Genomic DNA, 22,057 nt, shown 5'->3' with positions numbered 1-22,057 from the left:
AGGGGGCAGAAACACGATAAAATGCGGAATGGCTGCACCAATCTTTGCCCTTGTCACCCTGGCCGCCCTGGCCTCTGCACCCGCACCCCTGCGCTGCGTGATCTTTGGGGGGGGCCCCTCGCCGCAGTACAACCAGGTCGCCATTGAGAGCAATGTGCGCTATGTCCATAGCCTCCTGCCTACCCGCGTCGACGAGACCATTCTCTTTGCCGATGGCCAGGCCGACACCCCGATCGTGCAGTTTCTCGCCACCAAGACCGAGGCGCAGAAGGCCCTGCGGACGCTCTTTGGGGATGGGCCACGCCCTGCCAAGGGGGCACCGTTTCTGCAGTACCGCAACAGCGATGTTCCCCGCCGCGATGGCCCCACGACCCCAGACACGGTCTCGGGGCTCTTTGACAAGCTCGCGGCGGAGAAGGACAAGAACCCGCTCCTGCTCTACTTCACGGGCCATGGCTCCCCAGGCCAGGGAGTGCGCACGGTCGACAATGACCCACGCGACAACAACCACTACGATCTCTGGGGTAACGCCCACCTGACCACCAAGGACCTCGCGGGCTACCTCGGAAAGCTCCCGGCCAACCGCCCGGTCACGATGGTGATGGTGCAGTGCTTCTCCGGTGCCTTTGGCAACCTGCTCTTCACCGACGGTAACCCGAAGGGCGAGCTGGTGGACCGACCGTTCTGTGGCTTCTTTGCGACCGTCAAGGAGCGCGAGGCGGCAGGCTGTACCCCCGAGGTCGAGGAGGAGGAGTACCACGACTTCACCAGCTACTTCTTCGCCGCGCTCACGGGCAAGGACCGCCTGGGCCGCAAGTCCGTGCAGCCCGACTACAACAAAGACGGTAAGGTGGGGATGGACGAGGCCTTTGCCTGGACCCAGATCAACGAGGAGTCGATCGATGTCCCGGTCGCCACAAGCGATGTCTTCCTGCGCCGCTTTGTCCCGTGGACGGAGGACAAGGAGCTGACCGAGGTCTCGTGGGCCGAGATCCTCAAGTCCGCAACACCGGCGCAGCGTGCGGCGCTGGAGGGCCTCAGCGAGAAGCTGGGCGAGAGCGCCCAGGGCGACGACCGGGTTAAGGTCGCCTACGAGCACTTCCAGAAGCTCCTGGACCGCGACCTTCGTCCCAGCAGTTCCACCGGAATCCGCCTCAGCCCCGAGACGCAGAAGCGCTACGCCACCGCCCGCCAGGACCTCTTCCAGCGGTTTCCGTCGCTGGCCACGCGCCGCGCCTCCCCCGAGGAGTGGAAAGAGGCCGTGGAGAAAGCGCTAACCTACCTGGAGGAGAACCCCACCCAGCTCACCGAGCTCTCCCTGGTCCGTCGCCAGGTGGATGCCGCGAGTAAGGCCAGCTACGCCCAGGATATCGAGGACGCCCGCTGGTTCCGGTTTATCCGCATCAGTAAGTCCGTGGTCCTGGAGCAGCGCCTGCGCAAGTCGGGGGACAAGGCCCGTATCAAGCAGCTCGATGAGCTTCGCAAGCGGGAGTCCCAGAACCCTCTCCGGTAGTCTTTCGTGCGTGGAGAGCACATGACGACAGCCACACAACTTGGCAAGACACGCTTCGAGCTGATTGAGGGCGATATCGCGGAGCAGACGACGGAGGCGGTCGTGACGGCGGCACACTGGGACCTAGGCGGAGGCCAAGGCACCGATGGGGCGATTCACTTTAAAGCCGGCCCAGAGCTCCTGGCGCTCTGCCGGACGATCGGGGCCTGCCCGATTGGCGGGGCGGTCTTGACACCGGGTTTTCGGCTCAAGGCACCTTGGGTGGTCCATGCGGTCGGCCCCGTCTACGAGACCGGCGATGAGATCGAGTGCGACCTGCTCGGTAGCGCCTATCGTGAGAGCCTTCGCCTCGCCGCCGACAGTGGCCTGACAACGCTCTCGTTTCCCTCGATCGGTACGGGTGCCTTCAACTGGCCTCTCCGCGCCGCCGCTCCCCTCGCCCTCGCCGCCATCCGCGACTTTCTTCTTCACGAGGAACACACCTTCACCCTCGTGCGTCTCGTGCTCTACCCCGACGAGCAGCCACAGGCGCTCGGGATCTATGCCGATGCGCTGGAGCGGCTAGCATGATGCAACAGCAAAAATCAAGCACAGAGAGGCGGCACAGACGCTCTCTCGGTGAGCGGGTCGCGGCCTCGCTGACCCTGGTGTGGGGGGTCTTGACCGCGCTGTTCTTTCTCCTATTGGGCCACGAGCGCACGACTTTTGGCAACCTCACGCACGCGCTCTGGGTGACCCAGGCACTCTGCTGCGGCTTTGGCGGGCTACTCGCCTTGCTTCGTCACCGGCCCCTGGCACGGCTGGGTCTCTTCTTGGCCACGCTCTGCCTTCTTATCCTGATGGGGCTAGGGCTCTGGCAGGCCCGACTCCCAGAGGTCCGCAGCCTGAACCTCCTGCTCGCGGCGTTTCTTCTGGTGGTTGCCACGGGATATTTTTTCCTGGGACGCTGGCTCGGCATGCAGGAAGAGACCGACGAGTAAGCGAAACGTAGGGCATGCTCACCGAGACCCAGCGCACGACCCTTGCCGCCTTCGCCGACCTCGTGATCCCCCCGGACGACGCGCCGGGTGGCACCGATGCTGGAGCGGTGGCCTTTGTGGAAGACCTGCTCACCCACGAACTCGCCCCCCGCGCCGCTGAGTACGCCGCGTTTCTAGACACCCTCGCCGCGGGCAATCTCACGCTCTCCCCCGAGCTAGAGTCAACCCCGATCTTCAGGCTCGCCGCCGAGACCATCCACGAAGCCTACTGGACCAGCGCGGCAGGCCAGCAGGCCGTGGGCTTCACTGTCGGGGGTTGAAATCCCCCGCCTCACGTTTTTGGGAGCGTCCCGTGGACGCAGGGAGCGCTTCGCTTAGGCGCGTCCTCGGGACGCTCTCTCCCGTGTGCCGGGCAATTCATCGCCCACACAGTGGTTGACAGCCTCTTAAAATCGCGGTATGCTGTTCAGGTTGTCTGGCGCAGGTGAGGCCGTCGCCAGGCACGACAAGATTTGCACCGCAAGCGCGGAGGAGGTTGGAGTCGGCAAGACGAAGCAATAACTCGCTTTTCATCGAACCCCTTCCCCTGCCCTGCGTGTGACGATTGCGTCGAATTCGCGGGGTTTTTGTTTGCCCCGCAGAAAGCATTCCTCTGTCCGCTTCCCAGCGGCAGTGAATTGAACTCAGGAGCTTAAAGGCCGTTTATGCCAACAATTAGTCAGCTAGTCCGCAAGGGGCGCAAGCCTGTTGTGAAAAAGAGCAAGTCGCCCGCGATGCAGGGAAACCCCCAGAAGCGCGGCGTCTGTGTCGTGGTCCGTACCCAGACCCCCAAGAAGCCTAACTCGGCGCTGCGTAAGATCGCCCGTGTGCGCCTTACCAATGGAATCGAAGTTACCGCCTACGTGCCGGGAATCGGCCACAACCTGCAGGAGCACTCCGTCGTCATGATCCGTGGCGGTCGTGTCAAGGACCTGCCGGGTGTGCGCTACCACATCCTGCGTGGCACCCTGGATACCCAGGGCACCAAGGACCGCAAGTCCAGCCGCAGCAAGTACGGCACCAAGCGTCCCAAGCCCGGTCAGGCTGCAGCACCCGCGAAAGGAAAGAAATAATCTATGCCACGCAAAGGTCCTGCACCCCGCCGCGTTATCGCGCCGGATCCTATCTACAATCAGATCATGGTCTCCCGCTTCATCAACCGACTCATGCTGGATGGCAAGAAGTCGGTCGCTGAGAAGATCTTCTACTCGGCCCTGGAGAAGGTTGAGGCCCGCGCCGGTCGTCCTGGTATCGAGGTCTTCAATGAGGCCCTTCGCAATGTCATGCCCGTGGTCGAGGTCAAGCCCCGCCGCGTCGGTGGCGCGACCTACCAGGTTCCTGTCGAGGTCAAGTCGCCCCGTAAAGAGGCGGTTGGCATTCGCTGGATGATCACCTTTGCTCGCCGCCGCAATGGCCGCAGCATGGTGGACAAGCTCTCTGCCGAGATCCTCGACGCTGCCAACAAGCAGGGCGGCGCGGTTCGTCGGCGTGAAGAAGGCTTTAAGATGGCTGAGGCCAACAAGGCATTCTCCCACTATCGGTTCTAGGTGGCTTAACAAAGCCCTCGCCGCCTGGACCGAAAAGGCCAGGCGGCGTTTCGCTGTCTGGCGTTCTGTAGTCAAGTAGGGCAGTTCGTCGGAAGGAAACAGGAAAAATGGCCAGAGAATACTCTCTCGAAAACACGCGAAATATCGGTATTGCAGCACACATCGATGCGGGCAAGACCACGACCACAGAGCGCGTCCTGCTCTACACCGGCGTCAACTACAAGATCGGTGAAGTGCACGACGGCACCGCTACCATGGACTGGATGGAGCAAGAGCGCGAGCGCGGTATCACGATTACCTCCGCGGCGACCACTTGTTTCTGGGGTCTGGATGGCTACGACGAAGCCGAGGACAAGAAGAAGTTCGATGATGGGGCGCGTAAGAACACGCACCGTATCAACATCATCGACACCCCTGGCCACGTCGACTTCACGGTCGAGGTTGAGCGCTCGATGCGCGTCCTAGATGGCGCGGTCGCGGTGTTCTGCGCCGTGGGTGGTGTGCAGCCCCAGTCCGAGACCGTCTGGCGCCAGGCCAACAAGTACAAGGTGCCTCGCGTTGCCTTCGTCAACAAGATGGACCGCGCCGGTGCTGACTTCCTCACGGTTGTCAAGCAGGTCAAGGATCGCCTCGGTGCCAAGCCCGTGCCCCTTCAGCTCCCCATCGGCGCTGAGGCGGACTTCAAGGGCATTGTCGATCTGATCACCATGAAGGCCTACAACTACTCCGACGACTTCGGCAAGAAGCCGCTGGAAGTGCCGATCCCGGCCGACATGCGCGACCAGGTCGATGAGTACCGCGCTCTTCTGGTGGAAGAGGCCGCGACCATCGACGAGGCCCTGATGGAGAAGTACCTGGAGGGCGAGGAGCTCACCATCGACGAGATCCGTGCAGCGATCCGCAAGGGGACACTGTCCATGGAGATCACCCCGATGATCTGTGGCTCCGCGTTCAAGAACAAGGGCGTCCAGTCCATGCTCGATGCGGTCATCTACTACCTGCCGTCTCCGGTGGATGTCGAGGCCGTTCCGGGGATCAATCCGGACACTCTGGCCGAGGACGAGCGCAAGCCGGGCGACAATGAGCCCTTCTCCGCGCTGGCCTTCAAGCTCATGAACGACCCGCACGTCGGGAACCTGACCTTCTTCCGTGTGTACTCGGGCACCCTCACCAAGGGTAGCTACATCTACAACGCGACCAAGGGCAAGAAAGAGCGCGTCAGCCGCATCCTTCAGATGCACGCCAACAAGCGTGAGGAGATCGATGTGGTGTACTCGGGCGATATCGCCGCAGCCGTGGGTCTCTCGGACACCACGACCGGAGATACGCTGGCCGATGAGAAGAAGCCGATCATCCTGGAGTCCATGAGCTTCCCCGAGCCCGTCATTGAGATGAGCATCGAGCCGAAGACCAAGGCCGACCAGGACAAGATGGGTGTCGCCCTCCAGCGGCTCTCCGCCGAGGACCCGACCTTCCGCACGTTCACCGACCAGGAGACCGGCCAGACCATCATCCGTGGTATGGGCGAGCTTCACCTGGAGATCCTGGTGGACCGCATGAAGCGCGAGTTCAAGGTCGAGGCCAACCAGGGGACGCCCCAGGTTGCCTACCGTGAGACCATCAAGGGTAGCACGACCGAGCGCGGTCTGTTCAAGAAGCAGACCGGTGGTAAGGGTAAGTTCGGCGACTGTACGCTGATCGTTGAGGCCAACGAGCAGGGTAAGGGCTTCGAGTTTATCAACAAGGTGGTCGGTGGTGCGATCCCGCGCGAGTTCATCCCCGCGGTCCAGAAGGGCTGTGAGGCGGCTCTGGTGCACGGCGTCCTGGCAGGCTACCCGGTGGTGGATGTCAAGGCGACCGTCATCGACGGTTCCTACCACGACGTCGACTCGGACGAGATCTCGTTCCGTGAGGCGGGCCGTATGGCGATGCGTGGCGGAATGCGCAAGGCACAGCCTGTCATTCTGGAGCCCATCATGTCGGTGGAGGCCGTGACCCCGGATCAGTTCCTCGGGGACGTGATCGGTGACCTCAACCGCCGCCGTGGCATGATCGAGTCGCAAGAGACCCTGATGGGTGGCATCCGCGCCGTCAAGGCGAAAGTGCCGCTCTCGGAGATGTTTGGCTACATCAGCGACCTTCGCTCGATGACCCAGGGCCGCGCCTCCTCGACGATGGAGCCTTCGCACTACGAAGAGGTTCCGCGCAACGTCGCGGAGGAGATCATGGCCAAGTCTGGTCGTAAGGGCAAGGGCGACGAGGAGTAGTCCGAGTCTCTCACCCAGCGCCTCCCCTGCAAACCTGCGGGGGAGGTTTTTCTTTTTTCTGCCGATAATCCCGGCATGAGAGCTATGAACCCGCTATCCGCAACCGGAGTGCTGATTGCCTTTGTCGAGCGCGACGCCGCGCTCTATGCCCGTGTGCGCTTTGCGACCCACCGCGGCCAAGCCATTGAGTTTACGTCCCCCACCCCGACCCCCGCCGAGAGCCGCTTTGTCGGGGACTACGTAGGAGTCAGCTACCGCCCCGACCAGCCCGAGGGTGCCTGGATCGCGTAGGCCCCCCACCCCCCACAGGTGGGGGAGACACAAGGAAAATACCTCTCAGTTCCCCCACGCGTGGGGGTCAGGAGGCTAGTACGTATTGACCCGCGCCACCAGATCGCCCTCGTCGTTGGTCTGGACATAGCGGCTTACCGTTCCATCGCCTTTCTTGATCGCCCGCCCGTTGTCATCGTCGCCATCGGGGCCGCAGGACCAGAGTGTGAACGTATCGCCCGCCTCACGCCGGTAGCCAAAGGGCTGCCCAAAGCGCATCGCATAGGGATCGTCGGGAAGGGCTTTGAGATAGTCCGCGCTAACAAGCTCCGCAAGAGTTGACGGATACTCGCCTTTTTCTAACCGATACGCACGCAGGGCAAGGTAGACCCGTGCCAGTGCCGTCTCCGCGCGGGTCGCGGTGTCTTTTTGGCCGGCTTGCTGGAAGACGGGTAGGATCAGCTGGTTGATCGGGTCGGTGGGCATGCGCGGACCGGGACGCTTGGGATCGTAGGGGAGCTTGCTCTGCGCGGCCAGCTCGGTCATGTAGCGCCCACTCTCGGCAAAGATGACCTTTTTGGTCTGCCAGACAAACTGCCCGGTCATCCATACCTGTGTGCCAAGCAGTTTCGCCCGGTCCAGTGCGCTGGGCTTCTCTGGCTCCTCCCCCATCATGGCCCCGGTCACAGTTTGCGCCTCGTCGATTTGGGAAAAGTACGACGAGGTGTACTGCCAGGCGTTAGAATTTTTGAAGTTCACGTAGGTATTAGCCTGGTTGAAGTCGCGCTCATTGAGGAGCACATTCTCAAAGGAATAGCGGGTCGGCTCCAGCGCTTCGAGCCGCGCGACAGCAGCCCGGGCGGTCTTTGCATCGAGCGCATCCACCCGCTCCCAGAGCACTTTTCGCCCGATTGCCTCGCAGGCGACGCCAACCAGGTTCCCGATGAGCTGGCTTCGGTGCGAGACGAGAGCCCCCAGCGTGATCGCATCCAAAGCGCACCGGCTCGCTTCGTCGTTTTGCCCCAAGTCCGCGTAGGTTCGGCTGGCAAACATCAGAAGCCGGGCTAGCTCCCGAAACTCTGCGAAGTGAGGGAAGTTATCGGCAAGTGCCTGGATATCGCCCGGTTTCCGGGGAGTAGCGAACTCTTGGGTCAGCGCTTCGCGTAGCTTGGCGATGGCGGGCTGGTTCTTCTCCAGCAAGGCCTTTCTATCGTCCAGCGGCCCCAGGGGATAGATATATTTTTGCGCTTTCTTGTCGTAGTGCGCTTCGGGATTGATGGCTGCCTTTCCGAGCTTGCTGACTTCGAGCTTCTTTGCCTCGGTGAGCGTGTCGTAGGCGTTGGGTGTCGGGACTTTCCACTCGGGGAGGGTGTACTCCGGCGCGGCATTGCCCCGAATCCAGAGAGTCCCACCCAGCCCGACCAAGAGCGCGAGGCTCGTGCCACAGCCCAGCGCGAGTGCTTTTTTTACCTTGTTCATAGGAATTAGAACGCTCCCCCCGCAGCTACGGTTACGGGTTGCAGGAAAAACGCCCAAAAATCGCGAACGTTAGCCCATGAGCACACTTGCCGATGCCACGCTTCGCAGCGTCCCCGTGATCGATCCCCAGACCAGCCTCGATGAGGCCATTGCCCTCCTGGAAGCCGACCCACTTCAGACTGTCGTTCTCGTGGGCGATGAGATGTACATGGGCATTCTCAATGCCGCCATGCTGGAGTCTTCGCTGATTCCTGCCGGGGCTGACCGCGCCACTCTGCAAGTCGGGCCGTACGTGCGCCCCACCCGCCCTCTCTCACCAGAGACGACCACGCAAGAGGCTCTGGCAGCTCTGGAGCGCAAGGGTGCCCCTGCGCTTCCCGTGGTGGCTGGCAATGTCTACAAGGGGGTTATCACCCGCGCGGAGCTGGGTTAGCCGGGGATTGGAAATCCCCGGCAGAAGGGGGGGAGCGTCCCGAGGACGCGCGGAACACCATGGATTCTGCGCCCACGGGGCGCTCCTCCCTTTGTGCCGGGGATTTCCAATCCCCGGCCCCCGGCCCCTAAAACAAGCTCATCTGCTGCTGGCCGGGCGGTGTGGGAAGCGAGAGCCCGAGGCGGCGGCGCAGCTCGATCAGGGTTGCGGGGGCGTGGCCTTCGTAGTAGTTACGGACATGGACAAAGACCGGGCCGGCGGCGGCTCGTAGCTGCTCCGCCCAGTGGTCTAGCTCCGTGTCGCGGGGGAGCGCCCGCTGGTCGAAGCGCTCGACACTATTTTCTTCCCCGAGAAGGCGCAGGTAGGTCAGGGGCGCTCCTGGCACGGCGACACGATCCGTGGTGGCCAGCTGCATCCCCCGCTCCGCAAGCTGCGCGGCGATCTCGGTCTGTAGCCAGCCACTCTCGCGCAGCTCGACCGTGATCGGGAGCGTGTGCTCGGCTAGGGTATCGGCGAAGGTGAGGAGATTGCGTGCCTCGCCGGGGCCAAAGTCGGGAGGAAGCTGGAGGACAAGGCGGCCCAGTTTTGCGCCCAGCCCCGCCTGCATCAGCCGGCCAAAGTCTCGTGCCTCTTTCCCCGCGGCGGGTCCGACCAAGCGGCGCTCGTGGGTGATGAGCTTGGGAACCTTTGCCGAGAAGAAGAAGCCAGCGGGGGTGAGCCGGTCCCACTGCGCCAGCGCGGTCTCACGAGGCGGGGCATAGAACGTGGTATCGAGCTCGATGGCGTCAAAGACCGTCGCGTACTCGGCGAGCAGGCGGGCGTCCGGGGTTCCCAGGGCATAGAACGGACCGCGCCAGTCCGGGTAGGACCAGCCCATCGTCCCCATAAAGATCGGTGGCATGTGTCTTGGCTATCGCTCCTAGTGCTTTAGTAGGGTCAGGGCCCCGATCACCAGCAAGAAACCGGCAAAGGTCAGCTGAAGCACCTTGGGGTTTGCCCGCCGGGCAAGGCTCTGCCCTACCTGCATGGCGATCAGGGTGACCGCGAGAAAGGCTCCGGCGAGCCCCCAGGCGATGTGGACATGGCCCACATAGCCCACCAGTGCCGCCGCGGCATTGCCCGCGATAATCCACACTGAGGTCGCTGAGGCTTGCTTGAGGGAGAGCTTCCCCATCACGGTGAGAGCGGGGACGATCATAAACCCGCCTCCGACTCCAACCAGCCCGGTCATCAGCCCGACAAGCCCCCCGAGGAGCGGCCCCAGCCAGAGCGGGAGCGCACGCCGCGACGGGGCAGCCTTGGGGGACATCGCACGTAGGTACATTGCCTCGGCGGCGGCGAGGACAATCGCGCCAAACAGCAACTTGAGGGCGAGCTCGGGGACAAGCTTCGAGGCCTTGGCACCACACCACGCCCCCACGAGCCCACTGAGTAGAAACGGAAGCGCGACTTTGAAGTCCGGCCGGGGCTCATCGGGGTTCTTGCGGCAGCGCACCAGGGTAAGAAGTCCCCCGATCAGGGCCGCCGTGCCCACGACCAGGAGGCTGGTTGCGCTCGCCTCGCGCTGGGGCAGGTGAGCGGCATACGTGAAAGCGGGGAGGGCAAGAATTGCCCCCCCCGCTCCCAGAGTTCCCAGAGCCAGCCCGGTTGCCATGGCAAAGACAACCAGCGCTAGCCCGGATTCAAGAGAGATCATGTCCTCTCTTTATACAGCACATTGGTGGTTGCGAATACACCCCAGCAAAAAGAGTACCGAGCGGTCCTTGAGCTCGTAGAACACGAAGTTACCCTCGCGGCGGTTGGAGAGAATTCCCTGGTCTTTCAGGATACGGAGCTGCTGGCTCACCACGGCCTGCTCCGCATCGCAGACCGCGACAATCTGGGAGACATTGCTGGCTCCTTGGTGGTCGAGGTAGTCGAGGATCCGCAAGCGGAGCGGGTGGGCGATAGTTCGGATCACGGGTGCGGCGGCTTCGAGCACGCTCTGGTCGATTAGCTTGTCATTAGACGTTATACCGATTCAGCAGGTTGTTCATATCATGATATTTGTTGATAGTAATTGCACTTCCTAGCCTGACTGAGAGGGGTGAATAAATGCAATTAGTTGTGAACGTCGTCAGGAATCCCTTTCGGACTTGAATCGGTATAACCTCTATTCATTGAGTGTTACCTTGTTTCCCAAATACCAATATTCAACTGATGTTTATACTTAATTCGCACGGTATTAAAATATCATTATCTCTCTACTCCATCACATTTAATGCGTGCTCTATATCGTTGCTTGATGTATAGCCATGGGGCGAAAATCGTACCCAGCCACAGCGAACGGCTGCCCAGATGCGCTGGGCATCGAGCTGAGCAAGGAGGGCCTCATTGGCCAAGCTCGGGTGGCGGAAGGCGACAATGCCACTCTGATGATCGGTGGGACAGACCTCCATCCCACGCGCACGCAGTCCACTCCGAAGTGCCTCCGCATTTGCATGGACACGCTCCCCAATCACCTCCATTCCCACAGACTCCAGCAGTGCGACAGTCGCCTCCAGTGCCGCGGTTGCCAGGATCGCGGGGCTCCCCTCCTCGAACCGATCCGCACGTGGCCGGGTATCGTCAAAGCGCAGCCGGTCCCAGGTAAAGGGGTTGTTGACCCAGTTCCACCCGACATTGGTGGGTAAGAGCTCCCCGAGGCGCGACGGCTTGATATAGAGCGGTCCAATCCCCGCGGGGGCGAGCAGCCACTTGTGACAGCCCCCCGCCGCGATATCGGCGCCACAAGCACTCAGGTCGCACGTGAGCGCTCCGAGGCCCTGGATGACATCCACGACAAACCAGATATTGCGCTGCTGACAAAACTCTCCCAGCCGCTCCAGGTCCATGCGCTGCCCGGTCCCCCACTGCACCCAGCTCACGGCCAGGGCGCGGGTGCTGGAGTCGCAGGCCGCCATGAGCGCATCCTCGGAGAGCAGACCATCCGGGCAGGGGACGATCCGGGTCTCGACCCCGCGGACTGCCTGGGCTTGCCAGGGGTAGACCACCGATGGGTACTCACACTCCCCCACCACGACATTCTCGCCGGGCAAGAACGGGATCGCCTGCGCGGCGATCGTGAGGCCATGGCTGGTGTTGCGCGTGAGAGCGACTCCCTCCACCGAGACATTCATCAGCCGGGCGAGTGCCTCCCGTAGCCGGCTCTGGCGCGCCAAGTGGGCACGAAAGGCCATCATGCCATCGCCATCGGCCAGCTCCGTGAGCGCTTGTGCCACGGCCGCGGATGCCACCAAAGGTATCGGGCCCATTCCGGCGTGGTTGAGATGCACTCCCTTTTGCACACTCGGGAACTGTGCACGAAACTCGTCTAGGGTCATCTCTCGCTCTCCTCGCCATCGTCGCTGAACCGAAAGCGCTGCTCTTTCCACGGGTCGCCGAGCATGTGGTAGCCGCCTTTCTCCCAGTAGCCCGGAGAGTCGCTCTCTCGAAACTCAATCGCGCTCACCCACTTGGCGGACTTCCAGGCATAGAGCTTGGGGACAACCAGCCGGAGCGGCCCGCCGTGCTCATTGCTCAGCGGCTCGCCGTCGTGGCTCCACGCCACCAGGCAGTCGTCGTGGAGGAAGTACTCCAGCGGCAGGTTCGTGCACCAGGTCGCCGAGCCGCCCCGGAAGAAGGTCACCTCATCGCGCCCATAGACCATGACAAACTTCGCGCTCGGCTTGAGCTGAAGCTGCTCGACCAGAGTCCGCGTGCTCACCCCCTCCCAGAGGTTTCCCAGGCGCGACCAGCGCGTGACACAGTGCATGTCCGCCGCGACCCGTGCCCGTGGGAGCGCCTGGAGCTCCGCCCAGGTAAAGAGCCGTGGCACCTCGACCTCGCCGTAGAGCTCTAGAGTGACCTCGTCGGGCGCGAGCGGCTTGGGATGGATGCCCGTGTCCAGAACCGGCCACTTCTTTGTCCGGCTCTGGTTCGGGGGAATCCGGTTGGAGCGGTAGAGATCGGGAGAGACCTGCACCCCGGCGGGGGCATCGTCCGGGCCGGGTGGGGTCTCTCCCTGAAGCTTAGAATCGGGGGTGGCTGACATGCCTCCTATGATACCGAAACTCCAGGCTCCTCTGCCGCCACCCCGGGCTGGTACTCCTCATAGACATAGATCGGGGTGTGGAGCGGCCCCAGGTGCTTCTCGATCAGTGCCTTGACATCCTTCCAGGCCAGCTTCCCGACCCCGGTCGCAAGGCGCGGCAGAGCCACACTGGCGAGTTTTTCCTCATGGATGAGCTTCGCCAGCTCGCGAAGCGCATGGTTGACATCTTCTAAGTGTGCCTTCCCCGGATGCGCGTGGGTGTCCTCGGGGGCGGGCTCCTGGGTAAAGAGGTTCACAATCCGCACTCCCCCCACCCCGCTCCAGACCCAGAGAGTCCCGGGCTTGGGGTGAAAGGCGCGGTAGTAGTGCCGCAGGTCGCTGTACATCGCCGGCCACTGCTCACGGAGCGCCAGTGCGAGCCCGGACTTGCAGTCATCGTTGGGCGCGACTCCATGGGCCAGAGCCGCTGCCTTTGTCTTAAGAATGTCTCCTGTTACGTAGTAGATCATCATGTCCTCCACGCTTAGTTTAGGCGAGCGCGCGACCAGGCAAATCCACGTTTCGGCGGATTCGCTTGCCAACGAAATGCCAGCGCTTCCTTGCTAGACTGTAGGGTGCTGACGGCCCATTTTTCTCGCCTGGCGGGTTGCCAGGCTTTTTTTTGGGTCGGGGCCGGTGTGGTAGCATAGCACCGTGTCCGCCGATCTCCCCTCTCGTCCCAATCTTCCCGCTCTGGGAGCCGCTGCAAAGGCCGCGTCCCGCCAGCTCGCCCTCCTTACCACGGATCAGAAAAACGCGCTCCTGCTCGCCCTCGCCGAGGCCGTGGAGCGCCATAGCCCCGAGATCTTACAGGCCAACGCCGCCGACCTCACCGAGGCGCGGGAGCGGGGCACCACCGCTGCGCTCCTCGACCGGCTCTCTCTGGCAGACGGCCGTCTTGCGGCGGTCGTGGGGGACGTCCGTGCGGTCGCCACCCTCCCCGATCCGGTGGGCGAGGTCTTTAACCAGAAGCTGCTTCCGAGTGGCCTCTCGCTCTACCAAAAGCGTGTCCCCCTGGGTGTCCTCGGCGTGATCTACGAGGCGCGGCCCAATGTGACGGTCGATATCGCCAGCCTGGCGCTCAAGACCGGCAATGCGGCGATCCTGCGGGGCGGCTCGGAGACCCTGCGTACCAACACGGCGCTCGTCGTGGCGATGGCCGAGGCCCTGCCGGAGAACGCCGTGCAGCTGATCGCGAGCCCGGATCGTGCGCTGGTGAGCGAGCTCTTACAAATGCACCAATACGTGGACATGATCATCCCCCGCGGCGGGGCCAGCCTCCACGACTTCTGCCGACAAAACAGCACGATCCCGGTAATTATCGGCGGAATCGGGGTCTGTCACCTCTTCGTAGACGAGAGCGCCGACCTGGAAAAGGCAATTCCCGTGATTGTCAACGCCAAGTGCCGCCGCCCGAGTGTCTGCAACTCTCTGGACACGCTGCTGGTCCACGAAGCCCTCGCAGAGACGTTTCTGCCTAAAGCTAAGGCCGCGCTGGCCGAGCGGGGCGTGCGCTTTGTCGAGGACGAGTTCGACACGGAGTGGATGAGCCTGACTCTGGGGATTAAAGTGGTCGCCGGCCTCGACGACGCCATCGTGCATATCCAGGCGCACTCGTCGCAGCACACCGATGGGATTCTCACCCAGAGCGACACCAACGCCGCCCGCTTTATCGCGGAGATCGACTCCGCCGCGGTGTTTGTCAACTGCTCCACGGGCTTCAACGACGGCGGGCAGTTTGGCCTTGGAGCAGAGGTCGCCATCTCCACCCAGAAGCTCCACGCCCGCGGCCCGATGGGGCTGGAGGCGCTCACGACCTACAAATGGGTCGGCTCGGGGGATTACTTAGTGCGGGGATAGCCTGCCCACGAAGCAGGTACGAGCGGCGCTTCGCGCCCAGTAAGACCCATGGATGGGCGTCCTATTCCGGCAGCCCAATGCTCCAGTCTTCGAGGCGTAGGCCAGGCACTTTGGAGAAATCTTTTGCATTGCGTGTCAGCAGGGTTGCATCGTGTGCCAGAGCCGTTGCCGCGATTTTCAGATCCATCGTTCCAATCCGAATACGCTGTACCCAGAGTGCCTGAAACTGCTCTACCACGGCTGTATCGAATGAGATCAGCGGAATCTGATTGTAGAAACGCAGGTTCTCCTCTAGTCGTGTGTAGTAGATCGCTTGCTGATTGACGGCACTGATTCGGTTAAGCTGCGCCAACCACCCACGCATCTGCTCCTCGTAGCTGACGATACTTGCGGAGACCTCCCCCTCTGGGGCTAACAAAACGCGCTGCCGGATACGCTCGCCTTCCTCGCCGCTACGTGCAAGGAGCGTAATATGATCGGTGTCAAGAAGGTACATGGGGGGAGGTATCGTCCTTCATGTAGTCAGGAATCTGCGCCTTGCGGTACTCCTCGCCGGCTTTCACCGCTTCCTCAAAAAGTGGGTCCTCCTTGAACGCACCAAAGATGGCATTCACCCAGCGATTATTGCCCTTTTCTGAGTTTGCCGGTTTCTGTGTTCGTCGGAGCTCCTTCACCTCTTGCTCCAAGAGCGTCACGCGCTCCTCTAATGTCTGTGGCATCTTCCTCAAACCTCCTGTTCTTTCTGTTATATCGCCGCGTGGTATCGGACGGGTAAACGGGCGGTGTTTCGCATTCGGCCTGAACTCTTCAATGTCATAGCCGCCATTGTACCCCTCCCCCCGTCTCTCTTCCCAGCCACCCCGTGGGTACCCGACGAGCGACAGGGGAAGGAGGGAGGCGAGGCACGAGTCGAGGAGATGGTAGGCAGGATATCTGATACGATAGAGCCGTTATGTCCTTGACTGCTATCTCCCCCCTCGACGGGCGCTACGCCGCCCAGACCCAGCCCCTCGCCGACTTTGCCTCTGAGTTTGCCCTGATCAAGTACCGCGTGACGGTAGAGATTCGCTGGCTGATGCAGCTCTCCCAGGAGCCCGAGATCGCCGAGGTGCGCGCCTTTACGCCCGCCGAAGTGGCGCTTCTGGAGGGGGTGATCGCGGGGTTTAGCCTCGACGATGCCACGCTGGTGAAGGATATCGAGCGCACCACCAACCACGATGTCAAGGCGGTGGAGTACTTCCTGAAGGAGCGCCTGGGGGAGACAAGCCTGTCCGATGTGCTGGAGTGGGTGCACTTTGCCTGCACATCGGAGGATATCAACAACCTCTCTCATGCGCTGATGCTGAAAAACGCGCTGGAGCAGGTGCTTCTGCCCCGCATCCATGAGCTGATCGAGGCGGTTGCGGAGATGGCGCGGCCCTATGTCGCGACTCCCCTGCTCTCGCGCACCCACGGCCAGCCCGCCTCGCCCAGCACGCTGGGCAAGGAGCTCGCGGTCTTTGTCCACCGCTGGCGTCGGCAGGTGCGTTTCTTGAAGCAGCAGGAGTACCTGGGCAAGCTCAACGGGGCGGTGGGCTGCTTCAATGCCCATGTCAGCGCCTTCCCGGAGATCAACTGGCCCGTGCTGGCGCAGCGCTTTGTGGAGAGCCTGGGGCTGACCTACAACCCCCTGACCACCCAGATCGAGTCCCACGACTACATGGCAGAGCTCTTTCATAGCCTCAGCCGCTTCAACACGATCTTGCTAGACTTCGACCGGGACATCTGGACCTATATCTCGCTGGGAGTCTTCCGGCAGCGCGCGGTCAAGGGCGAGGTGGGCTCGTCGACCATGCCCCATAAAGTGAACCCGATCGACTTTGAGAACTCCGAGGCCAATGTGGGGATCGCCAATGCCCTCTTTGAGCACCTAGCGGGCAAGCTCGCGGTCTCCCGGCTCCAGCGCGACCTCTCGGACTCGTCGGCGATCCGTAGCATGGGTGTGGGGCTGGCGCACACCTTGATTGCGGTCACGGCGGCGCTTCGTGGCCTGCGCAAGCTCTCCGTGGACGAGGCGCGGCTGGCGGCGGACCTGGATGCCAACTGGGAGGTGCTCGCCGAGCCGATCCAGACCGTGATGCGCAAGGCGGGCCTCCCCAACCCCTACGAGCGCCTGAAAGAGCTCACCCGTGGGGCACGGATCACCCCGGAGGGGCTGAAAGAGTTTGTGGCGGGGCTGGAGCTCCCGGAGGAAGATAAGGCGCGGCTGGCGGCGCTCACCCCGGGCGGCTACATCGGGGTTGCGGAGCAGCTCGCACGCGAGGTGCTCGGCTAGGGTTTAGTTCTCGACGGGGCGCGTGGTGATTCCCACGTGTCCCAGTGCCCGTGAGAGAAGGGGGAGGAGATGGGCTTTCTCTGCGGCATCGAGCCGCGCGAGGAGCTGCCGGGCCGCCCGATCGTCGGTGCGCTCGGCAAGCAGGGCACGTAAGAGCCCGGATTCCTGTGGGGAAAGTAGCAAACAAACCAGTCGGGATTGATTTTCCACCATCGTCGTTCTCCTTTAAAAAAAATGAGGTAGCAGGCTTATAGGAAACTGGTGGATGCCTGCCACCCCGTGATCTCACGCTCTCCTCAGTGAAGACGTCGCTAATAGTCGCCGAACAGACACCAGTATCCCATGACCAGCGTTACCAGAAGCGTTACCAAAGACGCAGGATTTTCGTTACCGTTGCCGAACTCTGCAAGAGCATGGCTTTAACACTTCGGCTTTTCAAGGGTTTTCAGCTCTTGTCAGAGGGGGCTCCGTTGCCCCCCGGGGAGCGCCGTCAAGCGGGCGAGTACCTGCTAGCGCTCCTCGTACTCCGTGGGAGCCAGGCCCGTCTCTCGCTGGCAGCTACCCTCTGGCCCGAGGCGACCGAAGAGCGGGCGCTGTTCTATCTCCGCCGTACCTTGGTCGAGCTGCGCAAGCGGCTCGGCGATCATGCGTCCACCCTCACCGAGCCCGAAGATGTCCTCCATACCCTCAAGCTAGAGCTCCCCCCCGGTGCCTGCGATCTCTGGGAGTTTGAGCGCGCCATCCAGCGCGGCGATGACCTCGCCGCGGTAAATCTCTACCAGGGCCCCCTCCTCGATGGCTGGAGCGAGGACTGGGTACTCCAGGCACGGAGCCTGAAGCAGCAGCAGTTTATCAGCGCCCTGGAGCGCCTCGCGATGCAGGCCAAGACCCCCGAGGAGGCGATTGCACAGCTCCAGCGTCTGGTCGAGCTTGATCCCGGCCGTGAGTCTGCCTGGCGGCCTCTCATGACGGCCCTAGCGGACCGGGGCGACCCTGCGGGTGTCGTGGAGGCCTACCGAAAGCTCCGCCTCTGGCTACAGCGCGAGTACCGGCTGGAGCCGTCCCCGGAGACCCTGGCACACTACCAGCAGATTCGCAGCGCCACGCGCCAGAAAAAAGACGCTGTGGTGCCTGCACCTGCCCATACCCCGGTTCGCCAAAGCCGCCTTCCCCTGCCTCCCACCCCGCTGATTGGGCGCGAACAGGCCCTCCAGGAGATCGCAAAGCGCCTCAACGAGACCCGCTTACTGACCCTCGTGGGCATGGGGGGGGTTGGCAAGACCCGGCTAGCGGTCGCCGTGCTAGAGTCTCTCCAAGCAGCGGGCACCTACCCGGAGGGGGTCGCCTGGATCGATCTTGCCGCCCTAAGCGATCCCAAGCTGATTGCTCCTCGTATCGCAGCAACCCTGGACATCCCGGAGACAGTCGATCTGGTGGAGGCGCTACGGACCCGCTCGGTGCTCTTGGCCCTCGATAACTGTGAGCATCTCCTCAACCACATGGCAGCACTCTGTGAGACACTCCTTGCGCAGTGCCCCTACCTGCACCTCCTCGCTACCAGCCGCGAGCCGCTTGGACTAGCCCAGGAGTCGCTCTGGCGGGTTCCCGTGCTTACGGAGGAAGAGGCGCTCCAGCTCTTTACCGTGCGCGCTCAGAAGGTCCTCCAGAGCTGGGAGCTTACCCCCGAAAATCGCCCCCTAGTGCGCCAGCTCTGCCAGAAGCTCGACGATCTCCCGTTTGCGATTGAGCTGGCCGCAGCCCGGATCGACACGCTCTCTCTGGAGGAGCTCGGGCAGCGCCTAGATGCCCGCTTCGATCTTCTCACCGGTGGGAGCCGGAGCACGCTTCGTCCCCAGCTCACCCTCCGCGCCGCGATGGACTGGAGCTGGAACCTGCTCACCCCCGATGAGCGCGATGCGCTTCGTCAGCTCGCCACCTTCGTCAGCCCCTTCTCCTTTGCCGCCAGCGAGGCCGCCTGCCCCCGGAGCCTGCCCCTTCTCTCGTCGCTTGTTGCCAAGTCCCTGGTGATCTTCAGCCCAGAGACAGGCCGCTACCGGCTCCTGGAGACGGTCCGTGAGTACGCCATCGAGCAGGGCCTGGGCGAGCCTGGCCGCGCCGCGCGTCAGGGCTACCTGCGCTATGTCCTGGCCGAGACACGAAAAGCCGCCACCTTTCGCTCCGGCGTGAAGCGCCGCCAGGCACACGACAGCCTGGAAGAGGCGCACGACAATATCCGTCTCACCCTCGCCGATACGCAGGAGAGCTCGCCCGAGCTTGCCCTTGAGCTTGCCGGCAACCTCTGGCCCTTCTGGACGGAGCGTGGCTACCGCACCGAGGGGCTGCGTACCCTGCGCCAGCTCCTCCAGAGCGCCGAGCGCTTTGCGCCCACCACCCGCCTCCAAGCCCACCTAGGGATGGGAGTCCTTGCCTACGAGACCGGTGATTTCTCTCTTGCCCAAGCCGAGCTCCAGACCGCGCTCTCTCTTGCGGAGCAGTGCGCCTCGCCACTGGCACAAGGGGATGCTCTGCGCGTGCTGGGTCTGGTCCACTGGAACCAGGGGAGCCCCGAGGCCGCCAAACAGCACTACCAGCGCGCGCTGGAGATCTTCTGCCAGGCGGGAGACCAGGCAGGGGAGGCCGCAGTCCAGGCGAGCCTAGGTCACTTAGCCTGGAACCTGGGGCACCTGGACCAGGCGATGTACCACAACCAGGAGAGCCGCTATCTGTTCCAGCAGCTTGAGGACGAGGCGGGAGTCGCGGAGACCAGTGCCAACCTGGGGCTGATCGCACGGAGCCAGGAGGACTATCCCCGCGCCCGGCAGTACATGGAGGAGGCGCTCGACACCCGCACCCGCCTCAATCTCCGGGGGGGGATCGGGGCGATGATCCACCACTTGGGAGTCCTCTCGTTTCTGGAGCACAGCTACGAAGACGCCGCGGAGCAGCTCGCACGGAGCGCCCAGCACTGGCGTGAGATGGGCGACCCTGGCTGGGCGGCGCTCTCGCTCTACTACCTGGGGCTGGTCCAGCGCGAGCTCAACCGGCTCCCCGCTGCGGTGCGCTCGTTCTCGGAGGCGCTCCTGATCCGTCGGCGCCAGGGGGCGAAGCGCCCCATCGCGGCTCTCCAGCACGGCCTCGGACTGATCTGGCTCCAGCAAGGCCGCCTCAACGAGGCCCAGCTCGCCCTCAAAGAGAGCGCTCAGGTTCGGATGGAGATCGGACTGGAGGCCTTCAGCGGAGAGTCGGTGGATGCGCTTGCTTGTCTTGTCGCCCGGCGCGGGGAGCTACGGCTCGCGGTTCAGCTCCTCGCCTGCGCGTCCCGTCTGCGTGAGAAGCATGGCGAGGTCGAGCCAGAGCACCCCCACCGCGACGAGGCCACGGCACGCAGCCGTGCGGGCCTCACTCCAGAGCAGTGGCAGGAGGCCTGGGACAGAGGAAGCGTCGTCCCCCCGGCGATGCAGCTTGCCGCGCTCTAGCCGCGGCGCTGCTTCTCCAGCCGCTCCCAGCGCTTGACCTGCTCGATAATGGTGTAGATCGGCCCACGGAACAGCGCGGTGTAGAAGCCAAACTGCCCCTCTTTGTAGCCCTTCCACTGGAAGTAGTAGAGGATAAACATCCGAGTGCAGCGGTAGAGCAGCTTGCCGGGGCTCATGGGCTCCAGCTCGGAGTCGGACATCCGCTCGACATCCTTGGACGTGTAGTAGTTGAACTTGCGGACCACTTCCTCGGCGGTCATGTTGGTGAAGTGGTCGTAGTGGCCTGCCAGGCGCTGGGTCGGCTCCTGGGACTCGATATCCTCGTGCTCCGCCTTGCACGGGTAGGCGGCTGTCCCTTTGCGGAACATGTGCTTGCGCCAGCACGCCTCCTCGCGGTAGACCCCCTGGTAGCTCGGGAAGCCAAAGAAGCGGTGGACCCCTCTAAAGAGCAGGGTCTTGACACTCGGATCGGGCTTTTCGAGGAACGCCTGGATCGCCTTCTGGAGCTCCTCCCCCAGGACCTCGTCGCTATCGAGTCGGATCACCCAGTCGGTGGTCGCCTGCTCCATGCCGTAGTTGACATTGGCGAAGATATAGTCCTTGCGGCCAAAGTAGCGCACATTGGGATAGGCCTCCACCAGCTCCTTGGTCCCATCGTCGCTAAACATATCGACAATAATGATCTCATCCGCCCAGCGAATGCTCTCCAGCGTGGGCCGGATAATGGCCGCCACATTGTAGGTGGGAATCACCACCGCAACCGTCTCTCGCGACATAAAGCTCCTCAAGCGCCTAAGGGTTCAGGGCACCCTTCAAGGCAAAAACCGCATTGGCCAGGCCATTTTTAAAGCTGGCCGCCGAGAGCCGCCGCCGAAGCCGCGACTGTCCCATCATCCCCAGGTTCCAGGCTGTCACAAACACAAAGAGTAGCTGCAGCCAGAGCGTGACAAGAACCCCATGGTGCTTTCGGAAGTAGCGCATGCAGGTCGCGCTGAGCTCCCGCAGCATCGGCATGGGGCGGACCTCACCTTCAGCACCGTCCACGCCCGTGCTCGAGCCACCGTAGTGGGTGAGCCGCGCCTCGGGGAGGTAGACAATCTTAAAGCCCGCCTTATGACAGCTCCGGCACCAGTCGGTGTCCTCGTAGTAGACAATCGGGGCGAGCTTCTCATCCAGCCCCCCCACTTTTTCGTAGGCGGCGCGGGTGATCACCTGGCACGCCCCGAGCACCCAGTCCACCTCAGCGGCGCTCTCCCCTTGCTGTGCGGGGTGGATCATCTGCCGCTTGAGCCGCACCAGCCCGCCAGGAAGGGTCAGCCAGGAGATCAGCACGCTCTTCACGCTGGGAAAGTAGTAGGCGCTGTCTTGAATGGTGCCATCGCGGTTGAGCAGGCGCGGCCCCAGCATCCCGACCTCGGGGTGGGCATCGAGGTAGGCAACCAGCTTCCCCAGCGCCTGGTCGTGGACCACGGTATCGTCGTTGAGGGTGCAGAGGTAGCGGCCAGTCGCGAGCTTTAGCCCCTGGTTGTGGTTGGCCGAGTACCCCAGAGAGCGCGCGTTGAAGAGCCACTGCACCTGGGGAAACTCCGCCCGTAGCTCGGGGACAAGGCGCTGGTTGGTCGCGTTGTCGATCACGATCACCTCCAGCGTCAGCCCGTCGGCCTCGCGGAAGACCGAGCGCAGGCACTCCTGGAGGTAGTCCGGGTTGCTGTGGTTGATGACCGTGACACTCAGGTCGGGGATCGGCATGGGCTGGGGAGTGGACATG

At 63.0% G+C, this 22,057-nt stretch carries 24 protein-coding genes; 12 read left to right on the top strand and 12 right to left on the bottom strand.

Features of this window, described 5'->3' with window-relative positions:
- The first annotated feature begins 28 nt into the window (after positions 1-28).
- From HNQ39_RS17710 to HNQ39_RS17675, 8 genes are all read left to right on the top strand, one after another.
- Positions 29-1,513, top strand: coding sequence for a hypothetical protein (locus tag HNQ39_RS17710; RefSeq protein ID WP_184199413.1), 1,485 nt, complete (start codon positions 29-31; stop codon positions 1,511-1,513).
- A 21-nt stretch (positions 1,514-1,534) separates the two neighbouring features.
- Complete coding sequence (locus tag HNQ39_RS17705) at positions 1,535-2,083, top strand: macro domain-containing protein (protein WP_184199410.1); 549 nt, start codon at positions 1,535-1,537, stop codon at positions 2,081-2,083.
- Positions 2,080-2,493 (top strand): hypothetical protein, encoded by a 414-nt coding sequence (locus tag HNQ39_RS17700; protein ID WP_184199407.1) that lies wholly within the window; start codon positions 2,080-2,082, stop codon positions 2,491-2,493. The genes HNQ39_RS17705 and HNQ39_RS17700 overlap by 4 nt, the downstream gene beginning before the upstream one ends.
- 14 nt (positions 2,494-2,507) lie before the next feature.
- The gene (locus tag HNQ39_RS17695) at positions 2,508-2,813 is read left to right on the top strand and encodes a gluconate 2-dehydrogenase subunit 3 family protein (protein ID WP_184199404.1); all 306 of its coding nucleotides are present in this window, start codon (positions 2,508-2,510) and stop codon (positions 2,811-2,813) included.
- 384 nt (positions 2,814-3,197) lie between these two features.
- A complete protein-coding gene (rpsL, locus tag HNQ39_RS17690) occupies positions 3,198-3,605 on the top strand; it encodes a 30S ribosomal protein S12 (RefSeq protein WP_184199401.1) in 408 nt (135 codons plus the stop codon).
- A 3-nt stretch (positions 3,606-3,608) separates the two neighbouring features.
- Positions 3,609-4,079 (top strand): 30S ribosomal protein S7, encoded by a 471-nt coding sequence (gene rpsG / locus HNQ39_RS17685; protein WP_184199398.1) that lies wholly within the window; start codon positions 3,609-3,611, stop codon positions 4,077-4,079.
- Between the two features lie 107 nt (positions 4,080-4,186).
- Positions 4,187-6,346 (top strand): elongation factor G, encoded by a 2,160-nt coding sequence (gene fusA / locus HNQ39_RS17680; protein WP_184199395.1) that lies wholly within the window; start codon positions 4,187-4,189, stop codon positions 6,344-6,346.
- A 75-nt stretch (positions 6,347-6,421) separates the two neighbouring features.
- Complete coding sequence (locus HNQ39_RS17675; protein WP_184199392.1) at positions 6,422-6,637, top strand: hypothetical protein; 216 nt, start codon at positions 6,422-6,424, stop codon at positions 6,635-6,637.
- Between the two features lie 75 nt (positions 6,638-6,712).
- Here HNQ39_RS17675 and HNQ39_RS17670 read toward each other — a convergent pair whose 3' ends face one another.
- Positions 6,713-8,095, bottom strand: a complete 1,383-nt coding sequence (locus HNQ39_RS17670; protein WP_184199389.1) for a type II secretion system protein GspG — start codon at positions 8,093-8,095, stop codon at positions 6,713-6,715.
- A 76-nt stretch (positions 8,096-8,171) separates the two neighbouring features.
- Between HNQ39_RS17670 and HNQ39_RS17665 the strand changes: the two genes are divergently transcribed.
- Positions 8,172-8,528 carry a CBS domain-containing protein gene (locus HNQ39_RS17665; RefSeq protein ID WP_184199375.1) on the top strand — a complete coding sequence of 119 codons (357 nt, stop codon included), beginning with the start codon at positions 8,172-8,174 and terminating at the stop codon, positions 8,526-8,528.
- 127 nt (positions 8,529-8,655) lie between these two features.
- Here HNQ39_RS17665 and HNQ39_RS17660 read toward each other — a convergent pair whose 3' ends face one another.
- The 6 genes from HNQ39_RS17660 to HNQ39_RS17635 form a co-directional block, all read right to left on the bottom strand.
- Positions 8,656-9,429: a DUF72 domain-containing protein gene (locus tag HNQ39_RS17660; protein ID WP_184199372.1), complete on the bottom strand. Its 774-nt coding sequence runs from the start codon at positions 9,427-9,429 to the stop codon at positions 8,656-8,658.
- Positions 9,430-9,447: 18 nt separating this feature from the next.
- Positions 9,448-10,224 carry a sulfite exporter TauE/SafE family protein gene (locus tag HNQ39_RS17655; protein WP_184199369.1) on the bottom strand — a complete coding sequence of 259 codons (777 nt, stop codon included), beginning with the start codon at positions 10,222-10,224 and terminating at the stop codon, positions 9,448-9,450.
- A 9-nt stretch (positions 10,225-10,233) separates the two neighbouring features.
- On the bottom strand, positions 10,234-10,509 hold the full coding sequence (locus tag HNQ39_RS17650; protein WP_221290090.1) for a metalloregulator ArsR/SmtB family transcription factor: 276 nt from the start codon (positions 10,507-10,509) through the stop codon (positions 10,234-10,236).
- A gap of 262 nt (positions 10,510-10,771) precedes the next feature.
- On the bottom strand, positions 10,772-11,890 hold the full coding sequence (locus tag HNQ39_RS17645) for an aminotransferase class V-fold PLP-dependent enzyme (protein ID WP_184199366.1): 1,119 nt from the start codon (positions 11,888-11,890) through the stop codon (positions 10,772-10,774).
- Positions 11,887-12,600: a molybdopterin-dependent oxidoreductase gene (locus HNQ39_RS17640; RefSeq protein WP_184199363.1), complete on the bottom strand. Its 714-nt coding sequence runs from the start codon at positions 12,598-12,600 to the stop codon at positions 11,887-11,889. Before HNQ39_RS17640 ends, HNQ39_RS17645 begins: the two co-directional genes overlap by 4 nt.
- A 5-nt stretch (positions 12,601-12,605) precedes the next feature.
- Positions 12,606-13,112, bottom strand: a complete 507-nt coding sequence (locus HNQ39_RS17635) for a macro domain-containing protein (protein ID WP_221290087.1) — start codon at positions 13,110-13,112, stop codon at positions 12,606-12,608.
- Positions 13,113-13,293: 181 nt separating this feature from the next.
- Between HNQ39_RS17635 and HNQ39_RS17630 the strand changes: the two genes are divergently transcribed.
- Entirely contained in the window at positions 13,294-14,499 is a 1,206-nt protein-coding gene (locus HNQ39_RS17630; protein WP_221290085.1) for a glutamate-5-semialdehyde dehydrogenase, read from the top strand.
- Positions 14,500-14,560: 61 nt separating this feature from the next.
- On the opposite strand, the gene HNQ39_RS17625 is transcribed toward HNQ39_RS17630, so the two are convergent.
- Positions 14,561-14,995, bottom strand: a complete 435-nt coding sequence (locus HNQ39_RS17625; RefSeq protein WP_184199360.1) for a type II toxin-antitoxin system VapC family toxin — start codon at positions 14,993-14,995, stop codon at positions 14,561-14,563.
- A complete protein-coding gene (locus HNQ39_RS17620; RefSeq protein WP_184199357.1) occupies positions 14,982-15,218 on the bottom strand; it encodes a hypothetical protein in 237 nt (78 codons plus the stop codon). Before HNQ39_RS17620 ends, HNQ39_RS17625 begins: the two co-directional genes overlap by 14 nt.
- Before the next feature lie 233 nt (positions 15,219-15,451).
- On the opposite strand from HNQ39_RS17620, the gene purB reads away from it, so the two are divergent.
- Entirely contained in the window at positions 15,452-16,813 is a 1,362-nt protein-coding gene (purB, locus tag HNQ39_RS17615; RefSeq protein ID WP_184199354.1) for an adenylosuccinate lyase, read from the top strand.
- Positions 16,814-16,816: 3 nt separating this feature from the next.
- Here purB and HNQ39_RS17610 read toward each other — a convergent pair whose 3' ends face one another.
- The gene (locus HNQ39_RS17610; protein WP_184199350.1) at positions 16,817-17,026 is read right to left on the bottom strand and encodes a hypothetical protein; all 210 of its coding nucleotides are present in this window, start codon (positions 17,024-17,026) and stop codon (positions 16,817-16,819) included.
- A gap of 200 nt (positions 17,027-17,226) precedes the next feature.
- On the opposite strand from HNQ39_RS17610, the gene HNQ39_RS17605 reads away from it, so the two are divergent.
- The gene (locus tag HNQ39_RS17605; RefSeq protein WP_184199347.1) at positions 17,227-20,289 is read left to right on the top strand and encodes an ATP-binding protein; all 3,063 of its coding nucleotides are present in this window, start codon (positions 17,227-17,229) and stop codon (positions 20,287-20,289) included.
- Here HNQ39_RS17605 and HNQ39_RS17600 read toward each other — a convergent pair.
- Entirely contained in the window at positions 20,286-21,065 is a 780-nt protein-coding gene (locus HNQ39_RS17600) for a glycosyltransferase family 2 protein (protein ID WP_184199344.1), read from the bottom strand. The two genes, HNQ39_RS17605 and HNQ39_RS17600, sit on opposite strands and share 4 nt — an antisense overlap.
- 16 nt (positions 21,066-21,081) lie before the next feature.
- Complete coding sequence (locus HNQ39_RS17595) at positions 21,082-22,056, bottom strand: glycosyltransferase family 2 protein (RefSeq protein ID WP_184199341.1); 975 nt, start codon at positions 22,054-22,056, stop codon at positions 21,082-21,084.
- Position 22,057: the final 1 nt, after the last annotated feature.

The sequence above is a fragment of the Armatimonas rosea genome, assembly GCF_014202505.1.
Taxonomy (GTDB): Bacteria; Armatimonadota; Armatimonadia; order Armatimonadales; family Armatimonadaceae; genus Armatimonas; species Armatimonas rosea.
Note: the sequence above shows the minus strand (reverse complement) of the source record. Positions and strands in the feature narration are given on the sequence as shown.